General features: G+C 74.3%; 9 protein-coding genes. 3 read left to right on the forward strand and 6 right to left on the reverse strand.

Translation table 11 applies throughout. The annotated features are described in order from the left end of the window. On the forward strand, positions 1-265 hold a 265-nt coding region (locus tag DVA66_RS12695), incomplete at its 5' end, for an alpha/beta fold hydrolase (protein WP_198671723.1). 334 nt (positions 266-599) lie between these two features. On the opposite strand, the gene DVA66_RS12700 is transcribed toward DVA66_RS12695, so the two are convergent. From DVA66_RS12700 to DVA66_RS12710, 4 genes are all read right to left on the reverse strand, one after another. Beyond that, the gene (locus DVA66_RS12700; RefSeq protein ID WP_114560421.1) at positions 600-2,360 is read right to left on the reverse strand and encodes a glycerol-3-phosphate dehydrogenase/oxidase; all 1,761 of its coding nucleotides are present in this window, start codon (positions 2,358-2,360) and stop codon (positions 600-602) included. A 91-nt stretch (positions 2,361-2,451) separates the two neighbouring features. After that, positions 2,452-5,097 (reverse strand): ExeM/NucH family extracellular endonuclease, encoded by a 2,646-nt coding sequence (locus tag DVA66_RS12705; RefSeq protein ID WP_114560422.1) that lies wholly within the window; start codon positions 5,095-5,097, stop codon positions 2,452-2,454. Between the two features lie 92 nt (positions 5,098-5,189). Further along, entirely contained in the window at positions 5,190-5,348 is a 159-nt protein-coding gene (locus tag DVA66_RS20940) for a hypothetical protein (protein ID WP_157973980.1), read from the reverse strand. Beyond that, complete coding sequence (locus DVA66_RS12710; protein WP_114560423.1) at positions 5,345-6,004, reverse strand: NUDIX hydrolase; 660 nt, start codon at positions 6,002-6,004, stop codon at positions 5,345-5,347. Before DVA66_RS12710 ends, DVA66_RS20940 begins: the two co-directional genes overlap by 4 nt. Positions 6,005-6,142: 138 nt before the next feature. On the opposite strand from DVA66_RS12710, the gene DVA66_RS12715 reads away from it, so the two are divergent. Continuing rightward, positions 6,143-6,916 (forward strand): DedA family protein, encoded by a 774-nt coding sequence (locus DVA66_RS12715; protein ID WP_114560424.1) that lies wholly within the window; start codon positions 6,143-6,145, stop codon positions 6,914-6,916. A gap of 6 nt (positions 6,917-6,922) precedes the next feature. Here the strand turns inward: DVA66_RS12715 and DVA66_RS12720 are convergent, their stop codons facing one another. Continuing rightward, positions 6,923-8,293: a GH1 family beta-glucosidase gene (locus DVA66_RS12720; protein ID WP_114560425.1), complete on the reverse strand. Its 1,371-nt coding sequence runs from the start codon at positions 8,291-8,293 to the stop codon at positions 6,923-6,925. 86 nt (positions 8,294-8,379) lie between these two features. Continuing rightward, complete coding sequence (locus DVA66_RS12725) at positions 8,380-9,069, reverse strand: aspartate/glutamate racemase family protein (RefSeq protein WP_114560426.1); 690 nt, start codon at positions 9,067-9,069, stop codon at positions 8,380-8,382. Between the two features lie 80 nt (positions 9,070-9,149). On the opposite strand from DVA66_RS12725, the gene DVA66_RS12730 reads away from it, so the two are divergent. Continuing rightward, entirely contained in the window at positions 9,150-9,470 is a 321-nt protein-coding gene (locus DVA66_RS12730; protein WP_114560427.1) for a rhodanese-like domain-containing protein, read from the forward strand. The last annotated feature ends 76 nt before the right edge of the window (positions 9,471-9,546 follow it).

Genomic DNA, 9,546 nt, shown 5'->3' on the forward strand with positions numbered 1-9,546 from the left:
CGACGCCCCCTGCCGGGTCGGGCTGGCCGGCTGGCCCGGTCCGCAGCGGGCGGTGGCGCCGCTGCGGCACTCCCAGCCACGGCCGGTCGCCGGGTACCCCGACGTGCCGACGCTCCGGCTGGCGGGGTCGGACGACCGGCTGCTGCCGCGCGCGCCGGACGGAGCGGTGCGGCTCGAGGGTGGGCACTGGCTCCCCGAGGAGGCGCCGGAGCCGCTCGCCGAGGCGCTCACCGGCTGGCTGTCAGGGCTCGACCTCGGGGTCTGACGCGGGCGGTCGAGCCGAGCACGACCCCACGACGCCCGGCTCCAGGCGACGCTGCCCGGCTGGCCCGACCCAACGCCCTGAGCTCGTCGAAGGGCGGATGCCGAGCGGCTCCCTGGTCCCCGCCCTTCGACAGGCTCAGGGCGCTGGGGTCCGGTTCGGTGCCCAGAGCCGGCGAGCGCGCCTTCTCCGCCCTTCGACAGGCGTAGGGCGCTGGGGTGGGAGTCGGTGCCCAGAGCCGGGGAGGAGCGCTCCCGCCCCGCCCTTCGACCGGCTCAGGGCGCCTGGGTCGGCGTCGGCGCACCGCGCTGCGTCGGGTCCTGCCGCGGGGCGCCGCTCAGCGGTTGACGCGGCGGAGGGTGCGGATGGGGATGAGGTCCTCGGCGGTGTGGCGGGCGGCCACGGCGGCCTCGTCGTCGGCCTCGGCCTCACCGGCGCGGATGCCGGCGAGCCGGGCCTCGTAGGCCTTCACCTCGGCGGCCTGCCGGTCGGCGTCCCAGCCCAGCAGCGGGACGGCGATGGCCAGCACGTCGTCGACCGCCCCCAGCCCGCGGTCGCGCTGCTCGTGGTCGATCCGGAGCCGGTGCAGCAGGATGTCCTCCAGGTGCAGGCTGCCCTCGTAGCGCACCGCGAAGGCCACCTCCGCCCCCAGGTACACCGGGGCGCTGGGCAGGGGCGCGGCGAGCGAGGGGTCCTCCTCGATGAGGTCGATCAGCGTGCCGACCTCCGAGCCGTAGCGGGAGAGCAGGTGCTCCACGCGGTCGGCGTCCCAGCCGTAGCCTGGCGCCACCCGGGCCAGGTAGCGTCCCGCCGCCTCGAGCCCGACCGCCCCCACCAGCGGGATCTTCTCGGTGATCGAGGGCCACTGCCGGGCCATCTCGGGGCCGAGGGCGAAGTCGACCGCGTCGCGGGCCATCACCCGGTAGGTGGTGAGCTTGCCGCCGGCGATGGACACCATGCCCGGGGCGACCTCGGCCACGGTGTGCTCACGGGAGATCTTGGCCGACTCCCCCGGCGCGCTGTCCTTGGGCTGCAGCAGCGGGCGCAGCCCGGCCCAGGTGCCGATGATGTCGTCGGCGGTGAGGTCGCTGGCCAGCACCTTGTTCGCCTGCTCCAGCACGTACTCGATGTCGGTGCGGGTGGTGATCGGGTGGCGCAGCGGGCCGTTCCACGGGGTGTCGGTGGTGCCGATCACCCAGTAGTGCTGCCACGGGATGACGAAGAGCACCGACTTCTCGGTGCGCAGGAACAGCCCGGCGTCGCCGCGGATCCGGTCCCGGGGCACCACCAGGTGCACACCCTTGGACGCCAGCACCTGCAGCCCGCCGCCCTCGCGGGCCAGCGACTCGACCTCCTCGGTCCACACCCCGGTGGCGTTGACGACGTGCTTCGCGCGGACGCGGTGGGTCTCCCCGGTCTCCAGGTCGGTGACCACCGCCCCGACGATCCGCTCGCCCTCGCGCAGCAGCTCGGTCGCCTGGGCGCGGGTGGCGGCCAGCGCCCCGTAGGACACCGCGGTGCGCACCAGCCCGAGCACCAGGCGGGCGTCGTCGACCCGGGCGTCGAAGAAGCGGATCGAACCGGTCAGGTGCTCCGGGCGCAGGTCGGGGAACTGCTCCAGGGTCTGCTTGCGTGAGTAGTGCTTCTGGGTGGGCACCGCCGCCGCGCCGCGGTCGCCGGGCAGGGTGAGGTTGCCCAGGGCCGACATCGCGTCGTAGAGGCCGACGCCGAGCGCGCTGTAGGACCGCTCCACCACCGGGGTGCGCAGCGGCCAGAGGAACGGCTGGGCCTTGACCAGGTGCGGGGCGATGGTGCTGAGCAGCAGCCCGCGCTCGCGCAGCGCCTCCTGCACCAGGGCGAAGTCGAGGTTGTAGAGGTAGCGCATCCCGCCGTGGACGAGCTTGCTGGAGCGCCCGGACGTCCCCGAGGCCCAGTCCTGCATCTCCACGATCCCGGTGCGCAGCCCGCGGGTGGCCGCGTCCAGCGCCACCCCGGCCCCGGTCACCCCGCCGCCGATCACCAGCAGGTCGAGCCCCTCCTCGTCGCCCATCGAGCGGAGCGCGGCCAGGCGGGAGACGGAGGTGGTGGCGGGGATCATGGCGCCAACCTACTCAGCGGCGCGAGCCCGGACGGAGAACATCCCGCTGCGCAGTCGCAGCGGGATGTCCCACCCGAGGTGTGGCCGGTGCTCAGCCGCGGGTGACCTCCACGGACACCGACTCCCGGGTGGTGTTCCCGGCGGCGTCGGTGGCCTCGTAGGTGAAGGTGTAGACCGCGCCCTGGGCCGCGATGACGCGGAAGCTGCGCCCGTCGTCGTAGGTCTTGACGCTGGCGCGGCGGCCCTCGGCCTCGGCCGAGACCAGCTCGACCGTGACGTCCTCACCGGAGTCGTCGGTGGCGCGCGCGTCGACCTCGACCAGGACGCCCTTGTTGTTGGGCGGCCAGATGCTCTCCGGGCTCGCGCTGAGCTCCAGCTCCGGAGCGGTGGTGTCGGGGGCCGCGAGCTCCATCCCGACCAGCACCGGGTCGTGGTCGGAGCTGCGGTACGGGTCGGGGGCGAACAGGGCGTCCTGGGCGGGCGCCTTGAACGTCATGTCGTAGTCGAGCAGGCTCGGCTCGTCGGCGTTGATCCGCCAGTCCGCGGCCTCGGTCACCTTCTCGGCCAGCGCCTCGTTGGCCAGGGCGTAGTCGAGGTAGCCGAGCTGGCCGTCGAAGACGTAGGAGTAGGCCAGCTCGCCCTGGTCACGCAGCAGCAGGTCGGTCCAGCCGGCCTCCTCCAGGGCGGTGATCGGGTCCTCGTGGTCGTAGGAGTTGAGGTCGCCGATGATCAGCGCCTCCTCCACACCGGTGCCGGTCGGGTCGGCGTCCAGCCAGTCCGCCAGCGCCCGGGCGGCGTTGGTGCGCACCTGGTTGCAGTTGCCCTGGCCGTCCGGGTCCTCCGGGTCGCCGGCGGCCTCGCAGTCCGAGCCCTTCGACTTCAGGTGGTTGACGGCCACGGTGACCGCGCCGCCGGTGGAGTTGTCGGTGAAGGTCTGGGCCAGGGTGGGCCGGTTGTACTCGTCGAGGAAGCGGACGTCGTCCTCGCTCGTGAGCGTGGCGAAGCTCCCGGTGGGAGTCACCTCGGCCGGCTTGTAGATGAGGGCGGTGGTGATCTCGTCGGTGCCGATGACGCCGGTGTCGACCGCGTCGTAGGTGCCCGCGCCGACCTCCTCGTTGAGCGCCGCGACCAGGCTGTCGACGGCCTCACCGCCGTTGTTCTCGATCTCGATCAGACCGAACACGTCGGCGTCCATCGCGGCCAGCGCGGCGACGATCTTGGCCTCCTGCCGGTCGAGCTCCTCCGGCGTGTCCGCCCCGCGGCTGCCCAGGGTGGTGAAGTAGTTCAGCACGTTGAACGAGGCCACGGTGGTGGTGCCGCCGACCTCGGGGACGTCCGGGCGCGGGTTGGCGGCGGTGTGGGTGGCGCCCTCGGTGGGCTGGACCCGCCACAGGTCGAAGCGGTAGTCCAGGACGCCGGTGGCGTCGGTGACGAGGTCACCGCCGCGGAAGCGGTTGTCGAGGGTGAACTCCTCGCCGTTCGGGTGGATCGCCGGGTCCGGGTTCTGGCTGCTGCGGCCGTCGTCCAGGGTGATCCGGTTCGCCAGGTTCTCCGCGGCCAGCGCCTCGGCCTCCGGCGAGCCCGGCTCGAAGACGGCGGTGGGCTGGTGCTGGCGCCCGTTGCTCAGCACGATCTCGCCGTAGCGGCCGTAGTTGAAGAACTCCGCGATGGCCAGGTCCTGCGGCCAGGTGGTGTACATGCCCTCGTGGGCCTCGGCCTCACCCGGCTCCAGCGGCAGCTCCAGGGCCACCGGCTCGGGCAGCGCGCCGCCGGTGGCGCAGACCTCGGCCTCGGCGACGGTGATCTGGGTCATCCCGAAGTACTCCGAGACCGCGCCCTGAACCCGGACGGTGTCGCCGGACTCGACCGCGGGCGCGCCGCCGCCGTAGACGAACACGCCGTCGGAGGTGGCCGCGTCGCCGTCGCCGGCGTCCTGCAGGTAGAAGCCGTTGAACCCGCCGGTCTGGAAGTCACCGACCACGGTGCCCTCGACCGTCACCTCCTCGCCGGCCACCGGGGAGACGTCGCCGCTGCCCTGCACCTCGCCGACCGCGGTGGCCGGCTCACCGCACACCGTCGGCTCCGGCTCCGGCTCCGGATCGGGGTCCGGGTCGGGACCGGGGTCGCCGGCGCAGTCGGACGTGTGCGCGCCGAGGCCGTCGAAGGTGTCGGTGGTGAAGCCGGCCCAGCTCGTGGCCGGGTCGAAGGCGTCGCCGGGCGTGGTGTCGCCGGCGCAGACCGAGGGCAGCCGGCGCAGCGTGTTGTCGGCGGTGGAGACGTCGCCACTGCCCCACTGCGAGCCGGGGTCGACGCCGAGCTGGCCGAGGGAGTCCACCACCGCGTCGTCGTGGACCAGCAGCACGGCGTCGTCGCCGTTCCACAGCCCGGAGCCGGTGGTCTGGTCGGCCTCGGCGAGGACGGCGGGGACGGCGCCGGACGCGGCCACCACGTGCACCTCGCCGACGGCCAGGGTGCCCTCGAGGGCGAGGGTGAGGCTCGGCGTGGCGCTGCCGTTGAAGGCGACCTGCACCGCGTAGCCCGACAGGTCCACCGCGGCACCGGTGCCGTTGTAGATCTCCAGGGCCTTGTTGTTGCTGCTGCCCTCCACGTACTCGCTGAAGAACAGGTCGGTGGCCGGGGCGGCCGCCGCGGGGCTGACCACACCGGTCAGCGACAGACCGCCGACCAGGGCAGCCCCGGTGAGCGCGCCGAGGACGCGCCGGGATGACGAGGGCATCGAGTTCTCCTCCAGTGGGGTTCGGGCCACGGACGAACCTAGGAGAACCTCCGCACCCTGCACCCGGCGGCCCCCCGAACGCGAGGTGTCGATCAGGTGAACAGCCGTCGGGCTGCCGGTCGCGCCGGCGGCCCGTCCACCACCGGGACGACCCGGGCGGCGTCGCCGACCGGCCAGGAGTCCGGGGCGTCGGGCAAGACCCGCAGCCGGGTGGTGCGCCTCCCGGGGCGGCCCGCGTCGATGCTCCTCACGCGGTCCTCGGACCGCGGCCGCTGTCGACCAGGAAGCGCTGGGGCACCTCGCGTCGGCGCCCGTGGTCCCAGGGCTGCTGCCAGCCGGCCAGGTCGAGGACGGCGTCGAGCAGGTGGGCGGTGAGGCCCCAGACGAAGAGGTCGTCGACCACGAACGCCGGGCCGCGGTAGCCCCGGGGATGGACGGCGGTGACCCGGGTGGCGGGGTCGGTGAGCACCGACAGCGGCACCCGGTGCACGGCCGCGACCTCGCCCGGGTCGCGCGATGTCAGCGTCCGGTCCCCGGCCCAGGCGCCGACGACGGTGGTCACGTCGAACCGGCTGACCTCGACGTGCACCGCGCCCAGCTCGCCGAGCACCTCCACCTCCTCCGGCGCCACGCCGATCTCCTCCTCGGCCTCGCGCAGCGCGGTCACGATGAGGTTGGGGTCGTCGGCGTCCCGGGCGCCGCCGGGGAAGGCGATCTGGCCGGCGTGGTGGCGCAGCGTGCTCGCGCGCTCCACCAGGGTGACGTCGAGGTCGTCCTGGCCGGCCGGGCCCAGCAGCACCAGCACCGCCGCCTGGCGTGCGCCGACCGCCGGCCGGATCCGCACCGCCGAGGTGACGGCACCACCCGCGAGCGCCGCCCGCAGCAGCTGTTGGTCCCAGACCGGCATGCCGCCACCCTACGGGCGCCCGGTCCCGGTCTCCCGCCCGGCCGGGAGACCTCCCCGTCCCCGGCGTGACGGCGTGTGGGGCAGGTCGTGACACCTGACACCGGTCGAACCCTGCCCTCCGCGACCAGGATGGGGCCCATGACCGCTGCGGACTCCCCGTCCTCCCCTCCGGCCCAGCCCGAGGGCATCCCCGGCGCCCCGTCGGGTGCGCCGCAGACCCTGGCCGACCTCAAGCCCTGGCAGGGGCGCGCCACGCGCACCGACCAGCTGCTGCTCGGTGCGCTGCTGGTGGTGCCCGCGCTGATGCTGGCGCTGACCCCGCTCAAGCCGCTGCTGATCGCCCGCCACCCGATCCTGCTCGAGCTGCTCACCGGCTCCAACGCCGCGATCGGGGCGGCCGCCGCCTTCGCCCGCATCGGTGAGGCGCCGCTCTGGCTCGTGATAGTCGCCGGTGTCGTCGGCAGTGCCAAGTTCGGCTGGCTGTTCTGGCTGGCCGGCCGGCGCTGGGGCGACCGGGTGGTCAACCTGCTCGCCCCGCACCCGCGTCAGCGCCAGCTCGCCGAGCGGCTGCGCCGGGCGAACCCGTGGTGGGTGCGGGTGGCGGTGCTGGCCGGGGAGCTGCCCTTCGTGCCGGCGGCGATCGTCTACGTCGCGGCCGGCTGGGCACGGATGCGGCTCAGCGTCTTCCTGGCCGCCCACCTCGGCGGCGCCCTGATCTGGACGTCCCTGGTCGCCGGGCTGGGCTACGGCCTGGGCCAGCACGCGGTCGACGTGGTGCTGCTGGTCGACCGCTACGCGATCTGGGTCACCGTCGCGCTGGCCGTCGGGCTCGCCGTGCTGGCCGGGCGCAAGGCCGGACCGCGTCCCGCACCGACCGCCCCGGCGGCCGACCAGCGCGAGGACGCAGCCTGACGGGCGTCAGCCGCGGGCGGCCGCGACCGCGTCGCGGTAGGCCCAGCCGCTCTGCTTGACGGTGCGCTGCTGGGTCTCGTAGTCGACGTGCACGATGCCGAACCGCTTGGAGTAGCCGAAGGCCCACTCGAAGTTGTCCATCAGGCTCCAGCAGAAGTAGCCGCGCAGCGCCATGCCCTGCCCGACCGCCTGCGCGGCGGCGTCCAGGTGGGCCTGGAGGTAGGCGACCCGGTCGTGGTCGGCCACCGTGCCGTCCGGGCCGACCTCGTCGGGCCAGGCGGAGCCGTTCTCGGTGATGTGCACCGGCAGTCCGGGCGCCCGCTCGTGCACCATCGCGACCACGTCGACCAGCCCGTCGGGGTGGATCTCCCAGCCCATGTCGGTCTTCGCCGCCCCGGTGTCGACGGTGCGGACGTTCTCGCTGCCCCAGCTGGCGGTGGCCCGGGTCGGGTCGGCGAAGACCCCGTCCTCGGGTCCGGCGACGGTGTGCCGGCTGTAGTAGTTGATGCCCAGGAAGTCGACCGGGGCCGAGATCGCGGCCAGGTCGTCGGCGCGCTCGGCGAACCAGTCGGTGGTGCCGGTGTCGGCCAGCACATCGGCGGGGTAGGCGCCGGTGAGCACCGGGTCGAGGAAGAGCCGGTTGCCCAGCCCGTCCTGGCGGCGGACCGCCTCGGCGTCCACCACCGAGTCCGAGGCGGGACGCACCGAGTACAGGTTGACCGTCAGCCCCAGCTGCTGGTCGTGCCCGCCGTTGGCGCGCATCGCCTGCAGCCCCAGCCCGTGGCCCAGCAGCAGGTGGTGGGCGGCGTGGACCGAGCCGACGCCCTCGGTGCGGCCCGGGGCGTGCACGCCGTTGCCGTAGCCGAGGAAGGCCGAGCACCACGGCTCGTTGAGGGTGATCCAGTGCCCGATGACGTCCTTGAGCGCGTCGTGGGTGAGCGCGGCGTACTCGGCGAAGGCCTCCGCGGTGTCGCGGGACAGCCAGCCGCCGCGGTCCTCCAGCGGCTGCGGCAGGTCCCAGTGGTAGAGCGTCGCCCACGGGGTGATGCCCCGGTCGAGGCAGGTCTCGGCGAGCCGGCGGTAGAAGTCCAGCCCGCGCTGCTCGACCTGGCCGGTGCCGGTGGGCAGCACCCGCGGCCAGGCGATCGAGAACCGGTAGGCGTCCACACCGAGCTGCTGCATCAGCGCGACGTCCTGCTCGACCCGGTGGTAGTGGTCGCAGGCCACCTCGCCGGTGCTGCCGTCGACGACGGCGCCGGGGGTGGCGGCGAAGGTGTCCCAGATGCTGGGGCCGCGGCCGTCCTCGGCCACCGCGCCCTCGATCTGGTAGGCGGCGGTGGCGGTGCCCCAGACGAAGTCGGCGGGGAATCGGCTCATCAGGGGCTCCTCGAGGTCACGACGGTGGGTGCTCGGGAAAGGGTGCCACCTCCGGGCCCCGACCCGGCGGCGGTGCCCACCGCGCGTCAGCGCAGTGCCTGCTCCACAGCCGCCTCGACGTGGATCCGGGTGGTCGGCAGCACCGGCACCGCGCTGTCGTCGGGCCCGACCAGCAGCTCGATCTCGGTGCAGCCCAGCACGACGCCGTCCGCGCCCGCAGCCACCAGCCGGCCGATCACCTCCCGGTAGGCCGCCCTCGACTCCTCGGTGACCACGCCGAGCACCAGCTCCTCGTAGATGATCCGGTGCACGGTGGCGCGGTCGGCGGCGTCGGGCACCAGCACCTCCAGCCCGGCGGCGGCCAGCCGGTCGCGGTAGAAGGTCTGCTCCATGGTGAAGGCGGTGCCCAGCAGGCCGAGCCGGGTCAGCCCCTGCGCGTGCGCCGCCGCCGCGGTGGCGTCCCCGATGTGCAGCACGGGGACGTCGACCGCCGCCTCCACCGCCCCCACCACCTTGTGCATGGTGTTGGTGCACAGCACCACCAGCTCCGCGCCGGCAGCCTGCAGCGAGCGGGCGTGCCCGGCCAGCAGCTCCCCGGCGCGCTCCCACTCCCCCTGCACCTGCAGCACCTCGATCTCGGCGAAGTCCACCGAGACGAGCACCAGGCGGGCGGAGTGCAGCCCACCGAGCCGGTCGCGGACCAGCTCGTTGGCCAGCCGGTAGTACTCCGCGGTCGACTCCCAGCTCATCCCGCCCAGCAGCCCGATGGTGCGCACGGGCGGATCCTCCTCGCCCCCGCCGCCCGCCGTCAACGCACCCGGGCCGGGGCGGAGGCGGGCGGGGTAGCCTCGCCGTCATGGACGTCCCCACCGTGAACATCGACGAGATCCCCGAGGACGCGCGCCTGGTCGACGTGCGCGAGGACGACGAGTGGGCCGCCGGGCACGCCGAACGGGCCCAGCACCTGCCCGTCACCGAGCTGGCCGAGCGCTACGGCGAGCTGCCGGCCGAGGAGCAGCTGTACGTCATCTGCCGCAGCGGCGGGCGCTCGGCCCGGGCCGTCGCCTGGCTCAACCAGTCCGGCTACACCGCAGTCAACGTGGCCGGCGGGATGGGTGAGTGGCAGGCCCGCGGGCTGCCCCTGGTCGGCGACTCCGACGACCCCCACGTCATCTGACCCTCTGACCCCCTGCCCCTCCCCCTCTCCCCTCCCACCCGCCACCCCGCCGGTTCGAGGTGATACCGGCGTCACC

Origin of the sequence: Desertihabitans aurantiacus, from assembly GCF_003344635.1 — a bacterium.
In the GTDB taxonomy this organism is placed as follows: Bacteria; Actinomycetota; Actinomycetes; order Propionibacteriales; family Propionibacteriaceae; genus Desertihabitans; species Desertihabitans aurantiacus.